Below are 15,755 nucleotides of genomic sequence, written 5' to 3'. Positions count from 1 at the left end.
AAGTGGGATCGAGGGGCTGAATGCATCAGCCCCTCGATCTGCTTCATACCGATTCACTTCTGGTTCGCTCAGGATGTTCCAAGTCGGACGGCTGGCCCGTTCTCCACAAAACTTGGGTGGAACCAACCGATCACGAACGGGGCCACCACGATCAACGTAAGGATGCTTCCGAGCGTCCACAAGACCACTGACCTCCACTTGGACGTGCGAATCCGCGTCGTCATGGAGGAAGCAGCAACCAGAAGCGGCAACCCCGGAAAGAGTGGGAACGCCACGAACTCAAGAACCACGAACAAGGCGAAGATCCAGTCGATTCTTTGATACAGGCGGCCATCATGGTCCCTGCCCGCTTGGACGCGTGCGCTCATGGTTTTACTCTTTCAGGTTATCCGCCGACTTGCCACGCAGTGACGCCGCCAAGCCTGTCAGTCTGGTAGTGGAGTCCCACCTGAAGAGTGATGGGGCTGCCCTGGTAGGCGATGCTGGCATCAAAACGGTAATACGCGTCGGCAACTACCCCGGCGGCAGGGGCGGTACAGCTCAATACCGTAACGGACCACCCGACGGCGACCCCGCCCTCGGAATGGCACACGTGATAGCCAGGATCCGTTGCTGAAGCAATCCACGCGTGTGAGCCGTTCCAGTAGGTCCGCCCGGTGTGTTTTTCGACAAGCGAGCCGCCCCAGTATGTGTGGGTCCACAAACGGGTCCAGATGGAGCCCGTCGCTGTCGCAGTAACGAGAGATGCGGTCTCAGCCTCGCTGAGACCTTGCCTGACGGCCTCGGCCTTGACTTCCGCGACAGTTGCCCTAACAGGCGCGGTTTCCGTGATCGTCACCGTTGCTGAACACAACTCCGCGGCATCCTTCGCGGACTGTGTTGCGCTGGTTCCCGATTTGGCGGCAACCGCTTTGACCTGCGAAACGCACGATTCAGAGACAAAGCCGGACTTTGCCGAAACAGATATCTGGTTTGTAGGTGGACCGGACAACTGGACGACCCGGCTTGGGTCAATGCTTACCGGCCGATCTTCCATCTGTTGGGCCGAGCCTATTTGAATCGCGTAAGCCGGAGCGGCCATAGAGAGACACCCCGATAACAAGGCGAGGGATGCCAGGGCTGAGGCAAAAATATGTGGTCGTCGCACGTTAAGCTCCTCATCATATTGATGCCCCCCTGAGCTACGACTGTGTCGTGCCTCAGACCTTACGACTTTTAAACACTTACGGAAGAGATTCAGGGAAAACCCGTCGGCGGGGCGGGTGTTCTCGTTGCTGGACGAGGAGGAGCAGTCTGCTGATCCTTCTTCGGGTGTTTCTGTTGATGGCGCGGGGCGGGGGCGGCTGGTGTTCTCGGATGTGTCCTTCTCGTACTCGCTGGATAAGCTGCTGATCTCTTCTTTGTCTCTTGTGGCGGAGCCGGGGCAGACGGTGGCGATTGTGGGGCCGACCGGGGGCGGTAAGACGACGCTGGTGAACCTGATGATGCGGTTCTATGAGCTGGATGTGGGGCGGATAACGCTCGACGGCGTGGATGTCACTTCGGTGCCGCGGCGGGAGCTGCGCTCGCGGCTGGGGATGGTGCTGCAGGATACGTGGCTGTTCGGCGGGACCATCCGGGACAACATCGCCTACGGGCGGCCTGGGGCTACTGAATCCGAAATTTTGGAGGCGGCGCGGGCGACGTATGTGGACCGCGGCAGAGCTATGCGACCTCTTCGATCCACCAAGTCCCTTCGAGCCCTTCAGGACGGATCTTCTCAAAGGACGTTTCGTAGATTTCCAGAATTCGAAATACAACTCCATACGCTGCCCAATCATGGACGCCACCGTATTTATCCGAGTAGGAATCCCAGATTTCATCGCCCTCGGCCTTCGGCAGCTGAAATTGTGCTCCGAACGGCCCCCTCGAATCATGGGGAAAGCCGTCATAGAGAACCACAATGTTGCCATCGACCACTGAGATATCACCCGGCCTCAAGGTCCGGGCGAGTTCCGAATCAGCAAAAATCCTCCGAACCTCACCAAGGATCGAAGAATGCAGGTCCAGCGAATCAGTCATCTGATGATTATCCCGATTGCCACTCCTGCCACCAGTGGCATTGGCTGTCGTCGCCTACCGATGCGCTCATAGCAGATCATCAGAGCTGCTTAGTCACCGGTGGAGTTCAAATCAGCAACTCTTACGCTCAGACTGGATTGCCACCACGTATGAATAAGGACTCGACCCGTCGGACGTGCAACATTTGGCACGCCAAATGACGCTTCCTTTGCGTGTGTTAGCTTGATCACCGTCCTTCCGGCCTGAAGGCTTCGGAAGGCCCAAATTCACCGCAGCTACCTTTTCGGAGGCACCATGGGACTTGGCTCCCACACACAACGAAGTGACCGGGCTATTGCGGCCTATCTGCTCGACACGGCAGTCGCAGACGCCTGCACCGGTCGAGTCGCTATTGGCACCGGGAACCCGGCCCGGCCCGCAACCATATCCAAGGGAGGTGCTGCATGACACCATCGAACGGAACTCTCGCAGAAACCAAGCCCGATGGAACAGAGGCGTCTTCCCTTGCGATAGGGGCAGTTCACGCTTCCGGCGAATCCACCAACGAACTCAAGCGGGGGCTAAACCACCGCCACCTGCAGATGATCGCCATCGGCGGTGCGATCGGTACCGGGCTGTTTGTGGCCTCGGGCAGCACCATTTCCCAGGCGGGTCCCGGCGGTGCGTTGGCCGGCTACGCGTTGGTCGGGCTGATGGTGTTTCTGTTGATGCAGTCACTGGGCGAGATGTCGGCCAAAATTCCGGTTGCCGGTTCGTTCCAGTCCTTTGCCACGCGTTTCGTCTCCCCGTCCTTTGGTTTCGCGATCGGCTGGAACTACTGGTTCAACTGGGCCATCACGGTGGCCGCGGAGCTGGTCGCGGCCGGAATCATCATGGACTTCTGGTTCCCGGGGGTCCCGGGATGGGTGTGGGCCGGGATCTTCCTGCTGGTGCTGACCGGGCTCAATGCCCTCTCGGCCAAGTCCTTTGGAGAATCGGAGTTCTGGCTCTCGCTGATCAAGGTCAGCGCAGTGGTGCTCTTCCTGATCGCCGGCGTGCTGATGATTTTCGGCATCCTCGGGGATAACTCTCCGGGACTAAGCAACTGGGAAAACCGCGAAGACGTGTTCCACGGGGGTTGGGTCTCGATCATCTCGGTCTTCATGGTTGCCGGGTTCTCCTTCCAGGGCACCGAGCTCGTAGGAGTCGCCGCCGGCGAAGCGAAGAACCCGCGCCGCGAGGTGCCGAAGGCTATCCGCACTGTCTTCTGGCGCATCATGCTTTTCTACATTGGCGCCATCTTCATCATCGGCTGCCTCATCCCGTTCACGGATCCGAGCCTGCTGGCCTCCGGTGAGTCCGATATCGCATCATCGCCCTTTACCCTGGTCTTCGATCGTGCCGGAATCGCCTTCGCGGCGGCCTTGATGAACGCCGTGATCCTGACTGCAATCCTGTCCGCGGGCAACTCCGGACTATATGCCTCCACCCGGATGCTTTACGCCATGGCCCACGACGGCATGGCCCCGAAGATCTTCGGCCGAACCAATGCGCGTGGTGTGCCGATCGCGGCGCTGCTCGCGACGGCGGCCGTCGGACTCTTCGGGTTCCTCTCCGCGATCGTCGGGCAGGGTGCAGCCTACTCCTGGCTGCTGAACATGTCGGGCCTATGCGGCTTCATTGTCTGGGCGGGAATCGCGGTCTCCCACTACCGTTTCAGGCGCGGCTTCCTGGCCCAGGGAAACAAAGTCAGCGACCTGCCGTACAAAGCATCCCTGTTCCCCATCGGCCCACTGCTGGCCTTCGCCCTGCTCATATTGGTCATCGGGGGACAGAATTACGAGGCCGTGCTTGCAGGCCGGTCCGTGGAGGTGCTTTCCTCCTACATCGGGTTGCCGGTCTTCATCGTTCTATGGCTGGGTCACCGCTACATCACCAAGTCCAAAGTAGTGCCGCTGCTCGAAATGGATCTCACGGCACCCAAGGACGTTGAGGACGAACCTAGGGTCGCAGCCCAGTAACTGGGCCGAAAGAGGGAAGCCGGGTGAGAACAGCACCCGGCTTCGCTCTCTTCCCCGAGGTCAGTGACGGTCGACCGTTAATGACCCACGACTGGCAACCCTCCGGCCACCGTCACCCACGGCATCCGGCTCCCGTCTTCGTTGAGGTGACACTCGAGACCATTGGCATCATGCTTCACAGGGAGGTCTAGGATCCTCCGCTATGGAGCATCCCAAGACGGGCAAATTCAGGCAATATACTCGTCCGTTTGCGCGGCCCAGTGTCAGATTGGGATCTAAGGAGTGTCCACTAGGGCGTGCGGAAAACAGCTTTTTGGACCCTATTCTGACGGTGTTTCACGGGCTTCTGGACGTCAGGTTGGGGTGTAGCTCAGTCTGACGTGAATGGATGCTGAAGGACAGCGCTCCGTTACGATGGTTCGTCCACCGCCTCCACTCCGGCGGCTCCCGAGCCTCCCAGTGCAAGCAGTAGCTTGGGCGATATCTACTTGACTCTTGTCGGCGGCAATATCCCTACCATCCAGCGAGGTGAACTGCTGCATGGTAGTACCTGCTTGATTCTTTTCGGTGGAACCGTCACACCAGTGACCCAAACGGATAATGAGGTGCTTCTCACCTACGATTTCCGGTTCTCTCCAGGGATTGGTAATTGCCCAATCGATGCTCAATTCCGGCTAGCGGCTGGTGATTATGAGCTCATGAGACAAGACACTAAGCAAATCGACGAGGTTTTCATCCGCCAAGTCGAAAACTTTGACGCCGTAGACGGCAAGGATGCAGAGCGTTTCTTCATCTGTGGTGCCGGCCGCGCGGAGCCGCTTGTATCGCAGCTTGTCCTGCTGGCTGTGAGGGGCTGCCACCGATCCTAGACTATGGAAGAGCCGGTGGTGGGGACGCTGCTGGCACCGAATTCTGTCCACTTCTGATGGCATCCCATGGGGAAACCGGTAACCATGGCTTCCTCAGTGATGCCGATGGACGGCTGGTCACCGGCGGCGGCTGTGAAGGGAATTTGTTGTACTCCCATTTCTGGTACCAATTTTCAGCCTCCGAGGGAACAGATGCACCGATACTTAGCCGCTGCTGGAGCAGGGAGTAAATCTCGCGGCAATTGCGCCGAAGTGGCTCGACGGCCGTTAGATCCGACAGCATCGACGTGCTGGTGTGTTTTGTCGCCTGCCCCACGGCAACGGCCCAATCAAAGCTGCGATGGGGATCGTCCCATCGCGCACCTGCCACAGCGTGCATGTGTCGACAGTTCTGGCCACGAAGCAGAGTGATCCTGTCAGAAAGGTCAAAGGCATGTTGCCTACTTTGGCTCGGCACACTGATGACATCCGCTGCTCTCATCCAGCCGTAGTCCATACCGATCCGGATTAAGGCTGGCTCTACAACGATAGGATCGTGCAAATTAACTGTTGCCTCGATTGAGGTGACCTCAATCCCGTTTCCCCAGCCGTTCGGAGGGTCGATGTCATTGTCCGCAATTTCGTCGAACACGATATCAAATAGGCTTCTGGGTAACACATCCATAGCCGTTCGAGCGGGGTTGGTGCGTTGAAATGCCACAGGCGCCGATACCCGGATGGCATAAATCTTGCTGCATCCTAGCTCTCGGACGGCAGTGACTACTGGGACGACGTGACGGATCCCCCCATCGACACACATGTGATCCCCGAGACGCACGGGAGGGAAAACGCCTGGCATGGAGGCTGACGCGATGGCTCCGTCTCGAACGTCCGTGTCTGGGCGTGGTGACTCGGACTGCACAGGTGCAGTATTCGACAGCACAAAACCCTTCTCGTTTACCATGATGATCTCGCCCGTTTCGAGGCTGACCGAGAGCAGCCTGAGGGCGATGCCGCTATCTGCGACCCGCTGAGGGGAGACGAGCTGATTGATCAGTGAGCGTAGGGGGTTCAAGTTGAATAAGCCTCCTGTCATCTTTGGCAGGGTTTGATCGCGGATCCAGCCAAGCTGTCCGGCTGCGTACGGGGAAGCAAAAACCCAATCCCGTCCGAGAGACTCCGCGATGTTTCCAGCGACTTTCCGGAGCTCAGTCATCCATGGTTCATCGCGCCACATATCCGACTCGGTACGCATTCTTGTTAGCCAAATACCTGCCAGACGCCGGGCGGCACTCACGGTAGTGGGGCTATGATCATCCCCCATGGCGAGATCCAGAGCATTGATAGACCCTACCGACGTCGCTGCTATTGCATCAGGACGAAAGCCAATCTCGTCATAGAGATAGAGGAGCGCTCCAACTTGGAAGTCTCCACGCGTCCCACCTCCTCCGAGCGCTATCCCGCTACGCACTAGCATCGTGACATCGACGCTTCTCTCCTCAGTTCCACAATGGTTGGTGGCTTGAAGAACATACTGCGCGGTCCAAGATCTAGTTCCGGGCACAGGCAGGGTAACTTCCCCTCCGGTCGGCGAAAGCGTGCCATTGACGTCCGGGAGCTCGTTAGAGGCGCTTCCCAGTGCTCGGACGGCGATGCGAACGACACCCGCTCCGGATACCCTCCACCTGATGGTGATTTGTTGCCCTGGGACGAGCTGCTTCGGTGAAACGTCAAGCAATTCGATCACGGGGAGCCCACCGCGAAAAATGTTTGCTCCATCAGGTTGCGCTGCCGGGGCTTTTGCGCCCGGCCAAAGGGACTTGATCCTCGATTGCATGCGAGCCACGACGGTTGGGCCGAAGCATGCCAGAGACGATTCCACGAATGCATCGGATGCCCCTCGGGGGGCACTTGGCACAGATAAAATACCCACAGCTCCAGTGCGGGCACCCGCAGGGATGGTCACCACTATTGACGAGTCCGACCAGGAAACTATGTCAGATCCCTTAGCGGTATGAACACGCTTGTGCTCGTCGGTGAAAGCAATTGTGTAACCCGTGCCGGTTCCGAATCCCTTGCCACGGATCGTGAGCTGTTGGCCGCTGCAACCGTCCGCGGGATCAAAGCCGGTAATTGCTGCACTCGTCAAGTAGGTTGGGGTGGCGTCGTTCATTGCCTTGCCCCATTCGGAGAGTCCATGGATAAAGCCCGCCGCACACGATCCCACTAAGTACTTCCGTGCAGCCACAAGGAGGTCAGGTGGAATCGGCGGCATAGGTGCGGGGCCTGGCTCTGGACGTCCCGGAACCATAGGCCGTAGATTTCTCCACGTCTTCGGCAATGGGAAATTTGCGCGGAGCGCCTGACCAGCCGGTGTCGCTGACGCTGCTGTGCGAACAAGATCCTCGGGACGAGAACTGATGTCCTCACCGGCCTCAATAAGCGTCACCACGCCGTGGATCGTTGTGTTGAGGAACGATGCTTGCCATTCTTCAAGGGAAGATGAAGGCTGCGTGTCAAAGAAGTTCACAAGGACGTCGTTGCCTTTTGTCTCGACATCCAGAAGTTGTCCGACAAACTGCGCGGTGGTGGTCGTATGCTCAATTGCACCGTCGTTGCTTGTCGCTGCTGGAAGTCGGAAGCTTCCTCCGCTTCTCGAAGCTTGCCAAGACCTCGGAAGCGCCTCGGCTGGAGTAGCTCGCAGCAGCCGTTCCTGCAGACCTCGATCGACAGCCAATCTGATCAACACCCTTGATCGCGAAATAATTAGATACCACGTCCGCGCATCTTGCGTGATCGGAGATCCGCGGACGGCTGCATGCCCGGGGGCAGTATGAAAATCCTCATTCGACAAACCCGAAGGACCAAGTAGCCCTGATGCTTTAGATTCTTTTCTCCGCGACGTGGTGTCAATAGAAGGCAGCAAGTTCCATCTTCGGACTTTTTGTCGCGGTGCCTTTGAAGTAGCTGCCTATTGCCCCCACCTTCCTAGATGTCCCCGCAGCGAACCGGGCGCTGATTGAGCAGTTCCGACTTACGGAGTGTAGGGAGCGAACACCATGAAGTCGGCGGGTCAAACTCCGATAATTGTGATTCCGTCAACCTGGCGAGGATCGGACAAACTGCGCTGGGTGGCTCCTGCCCGTCCACAGTTGGGGTCAATTCGGGTTATCCACGGCCGGATATTGGGAACCCTTGGATTAGCTCCCGGAAGCAGGAGTAGCGGTGGATAACCGGCCCTTCGCAGATGAGCAAGAAATGGACCGGGCGCGGATTAACTAGAACGAAGTTACACTCACCAAGTTCCTCAGTCTATGATCACCGATGCGCGCTTACCACCTTCCGGCGGGGATGTAGTTAATCCTCCTGCCGGTGAACTGACCGCGCCAGTATGCGTGGTCGCCGGGGTGCCAGAACAACAGGTCCGTACCCGGAGAGTCCGTAAACTTCCCGATCCAAAACAGGGAACTACTCTCGGCCCCGCCGAAGCCTGCGGTATTGCCAGCCGGTCCTAGACTATAGTCAATCTTTTCTCCGAGAAACTGTCCGAGCCAGTAATTCTGATCGCCAGGATACCAGAACAACACCTCAGATTTACCTCCTCCTGAGAAGTCTGCGCACCAAGTCTTCGATACCTTTTCACCACCTTGGAAGCCGTTGGTGTTTCCCGCAGGTGTGTAGTGGATTTTGGGCTCCGCACCTTCGTCAAACCGGCCCAGCCAATAGTTCCGATCGCCCGGGTACCAGAACAGAAGCTGCGTCTTCCCGGACCCGGTGAAGTCTCCAGTCCAGATCAGGGAGACGCCCTCAGCTCCGTTGAAGCCGTTGGTGTTTCCCGCAGGTGTGTAGTGGATTTTGGGCTCCGCACCTTCGTCAAACCGGCCCAGCCAATAGTTCCGATCGCCTGGATACCAGAACAGAAGCTGCGTCTTCCCGGACCCGGTGAAGTCTCCTGTCCAGATCAGGGAGACGCCCTCAGCTCCCCCGAATCTCTTGGTGTCTCCTGCGTCGGAATAACGGAACTTGGGTTCGGTCAATTCGTCGTACCGCCCAAGCCAGTAGTGTGAGCCACCCGGGTACCAGAGTAATGTCTGAGTGCGCTCCAGCCCGGTGAAATTGCCCGTCCAGAAACGAGAAACGCTCTCGCTGCCCCCGAACCCTTTAGTGTTGCCAACGAGGTTGTACTTTAGGTCGTTGCCGGCGAATGTCCCGAGCCAGTAGTTCTGATTCTCGGGATCCCACTCGAGGATGCTGTCTCTGGAGTCGGCGAACCTCCCGACACGGCAGAACTGGGGTTTTATTGGTCGCGGCTTGTGGGCTTTTTCCCATACATTAACGTACCCTTCTGCTGAGTTCATTAGGGGTTCGATCTCCTGGTCGGACAACCCCATCTTCTTGAAATCGGCAATCAAATCGGGCAACATCCCTACATGAGCTAGTCCGTCAGTATTGAAGTCGAACTCCTTTTTTCCCACTTTGCTCTTGTCCATCTTTGCTCCGGTAAGGGGATTCTCGAATGGATAAGCCAGTATGCTTTCGGGGCCAGGAGGGCGGGCCCCTGGTCGGATACGACCAGCTTCACGCCCCCAGCGTGGCTTTATGGAGCCAGCCAGCCCGTTGAAGTCAGTCCCGAAGGCGACAGGCATACCTGGCATTTTTGATACCGCATACCTGTATGCCTGCAGCAAGGTGTTGGATGTTCCCTCAGAAGTATGCTCGATTGTGTCCGCACCGCCCCTCCAAGTTTCGATTTCGTCGTCATCTCCCTGATGGATGATGACCGAAAGCATTCCCCCGAGTTTGCGAAGGCGTTCGATTTCCGCCGGTAAGAGGTTTCCTTCGTGCCTCTTGTCGCCCTTTGATATTTCGACGAATCCGGTATGCCCGGAGACTAATGGATAGTTGTAATTCTCACAGATCGCAAAGGTGTCTTCCTTGGAGCGAGCAGACATATGGTCTATCTCGACCATCATGCCGCGCGCGATGGCCTCTCTAATGAGATCTTTGCCCAGCGAAGTCAGACCCTGAACGTTGCGCCATCCCCCGCCGTACTGATAGCCCAGATGGCGTGCAGGTTCAACAGTGAGCGGATAAGGCGCGAAAGGAATTGACACGGCACGTTGGAATTGTGTCGACTGCACCACTTTGTCGTAGGAGGCGCCCCCGAAGCCGTTGTTGTTGAAGTGAATAGGGAAAATATGGCGCACGCCCAGTTCGTAATACTGATCCATTTTGGCCCGTAGCTGGGCCAACGAGAGGTCTGACTCCTTTCGACAGCCAAAAAGGTAGTCCACCTCAATTCCTAGGACAACCGCCAGCTTGCCCTCGCTCATAGTCGCTCGGGCCTCCTCGGGGGTGCTCACCACTCGGTACCATCCGCGACCAGCTCCTCCATGTTTGCTGTCCACGTAGTCCTGCATGGCTCTTGCCTCCTGCAGTTGGAGGTCAACGGCCTCCATATCGCCGTCGGTTCGACCTTTCGCCTTAGTCACCTTCGACGTCAGGAACTCGTTGTTGACCGCCAGCATCACCATGAGCCTCAGGCCCCCTTGGACAGCCCTATGAAGCCAGGGTTCAAAAACACTCTGGTGGGTCAGACTGTCCCACCTAGGCCAACCGTCAAACTCCGGATACCCCCCGACCAGATGGCCAAGTGCACTGAGCGGGTCTCTTCTGAGGGTTACCGTTCTAAAGACGTTCCCCAAAACGTCTCCTACTCCTCCAGGGCCGTGGACCGATGCGCAATGGGGAAGTACAGCCTCGGAGTCCCCGAAGGCGCGGCCGAAGAACATCTTTCCACCAAAGGCAAGGTTGGCGAACTGATGATTGTGAATGTCTGCGAAACCTCGTACCACGGGGACCCCTTCAGGGAGCAAATGTCTTCACTGCTGCTATGGGAACAACGTTCTCGCTACGGCGTTACTCGTGCGTTATCAGTCACTGATGGTGGAATTTCGTAACCAGCGGGCTGATCTTCGGCCGACTGGCTGTTGTTCAGGGTCCGAGGCGGGCATGTATTTCTTTGTATCCGTAGTTCTCCCGTCGCGGCAGTAACGCAGCAGTAACGCGGGACGTCTTATTTTCGTGCGGAGAAGCCTGACTGAATGGAGCAGGCGTCCGCCACGAGCAGGGAGCGCACGATATGACTGATACGGCACAGCCCACAGTCAATCCGCCCGGGGACGTGTTGATCTTCGTTCCAGGTCTCGGGAAGTCGGAATCTGTGCAGCTGGCGCATGTCGCTGAATTGCTGTGCTGGGAACTCAATCAACAAGCCCCCGATCGAGCCGCGACCTTCGCGTCGGTGCCCACTTCAGTAGATGCCCAGGTGGTTCATAGAATCGAGCGAGCAGACGGCAAAGGTGCAGTTTCGGCTGTTCTCGATGTTTATATCTATGACGCAGTCGCAGAACTCGACAGGAACACCACCGCGGGCCAACAGGTAACTCGCGTGTTTACCCTCGGGCTGACCGCCGCGGCCGCTGTCGTCGCGTTGGTGGGAGTCATCTTGAATGTGCGGCGCCGCGCGAAATCTCGGGCTCAGCTCTGGCAGGCACTCGCCGTGGTGCTGATGGTGCTCTGCATCGTCGTCTATTTTGGCATCGCGGTCGTTGCGTTGGTAGAGGCGGTGGTGACGATCGTCCAAGGCGAGTCGAGCGAACCAGCACTACGCTGGCCGCAGTGGGTGGTGCTCATCGGCGCGGTCATCGGTGGGCTCTTGCCGACGGCGCGGGAGAAAATCAACGGGCTTGGCGAGCGTTCGGTGCAGATGGCTCGCTTCTGTTTCACGGGCGTTCTACGGAACCGTTTGAGTGGTGATCTGCAGGATCTGGTCGAACGGGTTTCCCGGCGGCCAGAAGTTGAACACATACATCTCCTGGGTTACAGCTTTGGATCGCTGGTGGCGGTAGATACCGTCTATCCACATGGTGCTAGTCCCGGCCAGAACCTCAAACTAGTAGACACGCTGATCACCATCGGTAGCCCATTCGACCTCGTTCGTATGGTGCGTCCGAACTACCCGGAAGGCAGAACGTTCGAGCAGGACATCAAACCGAGATGGGTCAATATCTACCAGCCAATCGATGTGCTCGGCTCCAATTTCCGAGACAACGAGGAGTCAGCCGAGGCCACAATCGGATTGGTGTCATCGACTGATAGTGCAGACCGGCGGGTTCCGGAAGAAAACCGGCAATGGAATCCGGACCTGAAGCTAAACCTCGTCAACATGTTGATGCTGAGAAGCCTGTCTGTGCACGCCGGCTACTGGGATGATAGCCGGACGGCGCGCAGTGCGCTGGGGCTAGCAGTAAAGAGTTTGTCGGCGCGGCGTCCCATCTTGCAATGAGGCGTAAATACTCTCGCGGGGCATCCCGCTCATATACACGACGCGCTCGGGTGGCGAGAAGGCGCAATGGAAATCTAGCCACACGTCGGACGACGACTTCATGGACCTGTACAGGGTATCGGTCCCAGGTCCCGTCCCCAGCCTGCCGTCGGGGAGAAAGTGGCCGGTTGGAATCTTTGAGTTGGTGAGTTTGTTGCTGTCAGGCCCGAGATGTGACTGTCGTGTTCCTCGCCGAGTGCGGAAAAAGCACGAGATCGTTGACCACGGTTAGTCCTGATAGTCAGAATTCCATATCGGTCGTAGCCCACTATTAGTCCAGAGGTGATTCCATGGCAAATGTTCTCCGTCCGCTGATTCTGGTGCGGGGGTTCGGTGGAGCCGATGTGTCCGACGATCAGACCAGCCCCTATCAGGGCTTCAATGACGGCACCGTGTACCCGACTCGGCGGGGCGAGAATTACATCTATGAGGGCTACCTGCTCCGCGCACTCAAGTCAACGACCTACGCATACCACGATGCCACGAACGTCGTGGGCTTCTACTCCGAAAGCGTCAGCGCGCCTCCGATCACGACCGATATCGACTCTGACTCGTTGGAGGGCACAGTCGTCCTTGACCCCGGGGTCGAGAGCAAGGTCTTGTCGAGCGGAACCGCCGGCACTATCTGGGTCTACCGCTATTACGACCTCCGCCCACGTGCGCTGAAGAACTACGGTAAGGGCTTGGCACGGCTCATCGAGTTGATCGAGCGCTCAGCGATCCGGCATGGCGAAGAGTACCGGGGCGTCGACATCGTCGCCCACAGCATGGGCGGGCTTGTTACGCGCGAGGGCGTTCTGGCAATGGAAGCCGACGAGAATGGCTCCGCCAAGCGAAAGGTCAATCGGATTGTCACACTGGGCACTCCACACCGCGGCATCGCCTTCCAACGCGCCCCGGCTTGGCTGCTTCGCATGCTGCCAAAGCTCAAGGATGCAAGCGACGAGTTTGAATCGTTCGATCCTGAATCGATGCGCTTCCTTGAATGGGAGGAGGCGTTTGACATGCGGAGAATCCTCACCGTCGTTGGTACCGACTTTCGGTCGTACAACGTCGGCGCCGCATCCGCACTGAATCGCTTGACCAGCCTGTTCGACGAGGGCAATTTGGCATACAACCGGACCGATGGGCTTGTGAAGCAGGCTTCCGCGCAGTTGCCAGGGGCGCCGCGCACCTTCGTGCATAAATGTCATGGAGGGCCGGACTCGCTCGTTACCTCGCGAGAAGCATACGAGATCTCAATGAGGTTTTTTCATGGGACACACAAAGTTTCGCTGTCCCTCGACGAGGCCGATATCACCCGCGGCTGCGACTGGTTCGGGAAGAGCGAGTTCTATTTCGGTGTGTCGATCAAGCCGCGGTTTGTAGACTTTGAATTGTTCCACCAAAGCGCTGCGGCCCAGAACTGTTACGGCCCGTTCCATGAGACGGAACTTACAGATCAACTCCCTGCGCTCGAGGACGAACTTAGGGAGCCGCTGGCGGCGTACGGCGACGGATCCATGGGCTGGGCCGGGCCCGATCGCCTCATCTGGGAGGGATGGGTGGACGCCCGAGTCAAGCCGGACGACGCACAGGGCCTTGTATTCCGCGCCGACTTTTATGTAGGGGAACGAGATACGTATGGCCTCGGCTTCTCGGATAACGTGGTCTTTCGGAAGCAGTATTACATTCAGGTGTTCCCCGGGGAATCGCCCGAGATCTTTATACATACCGGCGAGCGTTACCTGATAGGAGAATATGCGCTGACCGTCGATCAGCTTCAGACTCGGGCGACCCTGGGTAATGGATCCGAGATTCAGGCGGCGGGGGTCGTTCCAGGCATCCCATCATGTTGGTCCTTCGACATCGGCGGAACCGGCTTCTCGGCCCGGTTGCTAGTCCGCATCGCCTCGGACATGTGAGTCGCCAGTCGGTTCGAGCGACTTGGAACGCGTAATTCTCCAATTCCGCGACGCCCCTTGAGGCTGTTGAAGGATCGCTCGATGATGTTCTGGCGTCGAAGGCGCGGGGGTTGGAGACCGCGCGTCTGATCTCGCGGAGCCGGGTCCGCAGGGCACTGCTCTAGTCTTAGGCCCACCCGTTCAGCCCATGCGGTTTTCCAGCATGCCGTCCAGCGTCAGGAACCTGGGCTCCTTATCTTCATTGTCTAGGGGATTGACCCGGCCGTCGACCTGATCCCAGCGGCGCAACTGGCCGATGACGTACCGCCACGACTCGGCTGGCAGGCCGAAAACCGGGTCCTCATCCTCCGGCGGCAAGCCCACCCAACCCTGGTCAACCTGCGGGTGGCGGCGGGCCGAGGCCCAGCCAGTCTCCGGGACAGCCAGACCCTGTTTGGCAGTGGGCTCATCCGCCCTGGACCTGTCCACCGGGCGGTTCGTCGCCCCCGACTACGAGATATGGCAGGGGAGCGGGCTTCCCGCCGCAGAAGGTCCCCATCTCTACCAGATCGGCGACTACTGGCACCTAAGCCTTGCTGAGGGCGGCACCAAGCGCGGGCATTGCATCACCTGGGCCCGAAGTACTTCTCCACGGGGACCCTTCGAAGCGCACCCGGCCAACCCGATTTTCAGCCGGCGCAGTACGATGCATCCGGTTCAGATTGTGGGCCATGCCGACCTGGTCCAGACCCCGGAGGATGATTGGGCGGCGGTATATCTTGGGGTTCGGCCCCGTGGATCCACCCCTGGCTACCACGTCCTGGGGCGGGAAACATTTTTGGCCGGCATCGAATGGAAGGACGGCTGGCCCGTTTTTGTCGATGACCGCTTCGACGTCCCCGTCGTGTGCAACGACGACATCGCTGACGATTTTGCTGCGCCGAACCTGGATATGCGGTGGGTTGTTCCCGGAGGTGAACCGGCTGCCGTTGTTCAGCGGAGCGAAGGCGGCGGCATAACAGTCCTCCCGCCATCACCGATCAGTGCAGGGATGCTGTGCACACGCGTCCGGAACCTGCAGTGGAAAGCCGAGGCCGTCATCGTTGACTCGGGCCGTTTCCTTCTTCGGGTGGATGATCGGCACTGGTACGGACTCTCCCTTGATGCGGGCCGGGTGCTTGCCCAGGCGACGATCGGGGGAGTGGAACAGGTCCTCGCCGAAGTACATGCTCAAGGTCCCGTCACCTTGCGCATCGAGGCGGTGCCTCCTTCGACTCTTGCCGTTCCGGTGGGCGACGCGGGCCCAGACGTCCTCATCTCGCACCCAGATGCGACCTAACGGTGTTGCACCGAAGCTCTGGCTCCACAGGGTAATCCATCGGGACCAGTTGCAGCTGCCCTGCCTTCCGTCCTTGCCGGTTAGCTTTCAACCGGAGCGGATCAAATCCAGATGAAGCGCCATGACCTAACCTATGTTCCGTCAAGCTGAAGAAGCGCCACTCACTATGAATCCGCTCTCGGAACCGGCAGCCGTGCTGAACCGAAGTCGCGCCCGTTTCCCAAAATGTACGAAGTT

11 protein-coding genes and 1 pseudogene are annotated in these 15,755 nt (G+C 58.5%); 6 read left to right on the top strand and 6 right to left on the bottom strand.

Annotation, left to right across the window (positions count from 1 at the left end):
* Positions 1-68: 68 nt before the first annotated feature.
* The gene (locus tag ACLKOZ_RS19805) at positions 69-368 is read right to left on the bottom strand and encodes a hypothetical protein (RefSeq protein WP_436477641.1); all 300 of its coding nucleotides are present in this window, start codon (positions 366-368) and stop codon (positions 69-71) included.
* A gap of 17 nt (positions 369-385) precedes the next feature.
* Complete coding sequence (locus ACLKOZ_RS19800; protein WP_436477639.1) at positions 386-838, bottom strand: hypothetical protein; 453 nt, start codon at positions 836-838, stop codon at positions 386-388.
* A gap of 412 nt (positions 839-1,250) precedes the next feature.
* Here ACLKOZ_RS19800 and ACLKOZ_RS19795 point away from each other — a divergent pair.
* A pseudogene (locus ACLKOZ_RS19795) lies at positions 1,251-1,697 on the top strand (ATP-binding cassette domain-containing protein); the annotation flags it as partial.
* A gap of 7 nt (positions 1,698-1,704) precedes the next feature.
* Here the strand turns inward: ACLKOZ_RS19795 and ACLKOZ_RS19790 are convergent.
* On the bottom strand, positions 1,705-2,061 hold the full coding sequence (locus ACLKOZ_RS19790; RefSeq protein ID WP_436477638.1) for a hypothetical protein: 357 nt from the start codon (positions 2,059-2,061) through the stop codon (positions 1,705-1,707).
* A 443-nt stretch (positions 2,062-2,504) separates the two neighbouring features.
* Here ACLKOZ_RS19790 and ACLKOZ_RS19785 point away from each other — a divergent pair, with 443 nt between their 5' ends.
* Both ACLKOZ_RS19785 and ACLKOZ_RS19780 read left to right on the top strand, forming a co-directional pair.
* Positions 2,505-4,061: an amino acid permease gene (locus tag ACLKOZ_RS19785; RefSeq protein ID WP_436477636.1), complete on the top strand. Its 1,557-nt coding sequence runs from the start codon at positions 2,505-2,507 to the stop codon at positions 4,059-4,061.
* Positions 4,062-4,534: 473 nt separating this feature from the next.
* The gene (locus ACLKOZ_RS19780; protein ID WP_436477634.1) at positions 4,535-4,930 is read left to right on the top strand and encodes a hypothetical protein; all 396 of its coding nucleotides are present in this window, start codon (positions 4,535-4,537) and stop codon (positions 4,928-4,930) included.
* Position 4,931: 1 nt separating this feature from the next.
* On the opposite strand, the gene ACLKOZ_RS19775 is transcribed toward ACLKOZ_RS19780, so the two are convergent.
* The gene (locus ACLKOZ_RS19775) at positions 4,932-7,082 is read right to left on the bottom strand and encodes a patatin-like phospholipase family protein (RefSeq protein WP_436477708.1); all 2,151 of its coding nucleotides are present in this window, start codon (positions 7,080-7,082) and stop codon (positions 4,932-4,934) included.
* A 1,159-nt stretch (positions 7,083-8,241) separates the two neighbouring features.
* Positions 8,242-10,764: a membrane dipeptidase gene (locus ACLKOZ_RS19770; RefSeq protein ID WP_436477632.1), complete on the bottom strand. Its 2,523-nt coding sequence runs from the start codon at positions 10,762-10,764 to the stop codon at positions 8,242-8,244.
* A gap of 287 nt (positions 10,765-11,051) precedes the next feature.
* Between ACLKOZ_RS19770 and ACLKOZ_RS19765 the strand changes: the two genes are divergently transcribed.
* Both ACLKOZ_RS19765 and ACLKOZ_RS19760 read left to right on the top strand, forming a co-directional pair.
* Positions 11,052-12,257, top strand: coding sequence for a hypothetical protein (locus tag ACLKOZ_RS19765; RefSeq protein WP_436477630.1), 1,206 nt, complete (start codon positions 11,052-11,054; stop codon positions 12,255-12,257).
* A 329-nt stretch (positions 12,258-12,586) separates the two neighbouring features.
* Complete coding sequence (locus ACLKOZ_RS19760; RefSeq protein ID WP_436477628.1) at positions 12,587-14,200, top strand: esterase/lipase family protein; 1,614 nt, start codon at positions 12,587-12,589, stop codon at positions 14,198-14,200.
* A 180-nt stretch (positions 14,201-14,380) separates the two neighbouring features.
* Here the strand turns inward: ACLKOZ_RS19760 and ACLKOZ_RS19755 are convergent, their stop codons facing one another.
* A complete protein-coding gene (locus ACLKOZ_RS19755) occupies positions 14,381-14,668 on the bottom strand; it encodes a hypothetical protein (protein WP_436477626.1) in 288 nt (95 codons plus the stop codon).
* Here ACLKOZ_RS19755 and ACLKOZ_RS19750 point away from each other — a divergent pair.
* Positions 14,640-15,518: a family 43 glycosylhydrolase gene (locus ACLKOZ_RS19750; RefSeq protein WP_436477624.1), complete on the top strand. Its 879-nt coding sequence runs from the start codon at positions 14,640-14,642 to the stop codon at positions 15,516-15,518. The genes ACLKOZ_RS19755 and ACLKOZ_RS19750 overlap by 29 nt on opposite strands.
* Positions 15,519-15,755 lie beyond the last annotated feature (237 nt).

The organism is Arthrobacter sp. R4 (genome assembly GCF_051365025.1).
Classification (GTDB): Bacteria; Actinomycetota; Actinomycetes; order Actinomycetales; family Micrococcaceae; genus Arthrobacter.
This window is presented reverse-complemented; position numbering and strand designations above follow the sequence as displayed.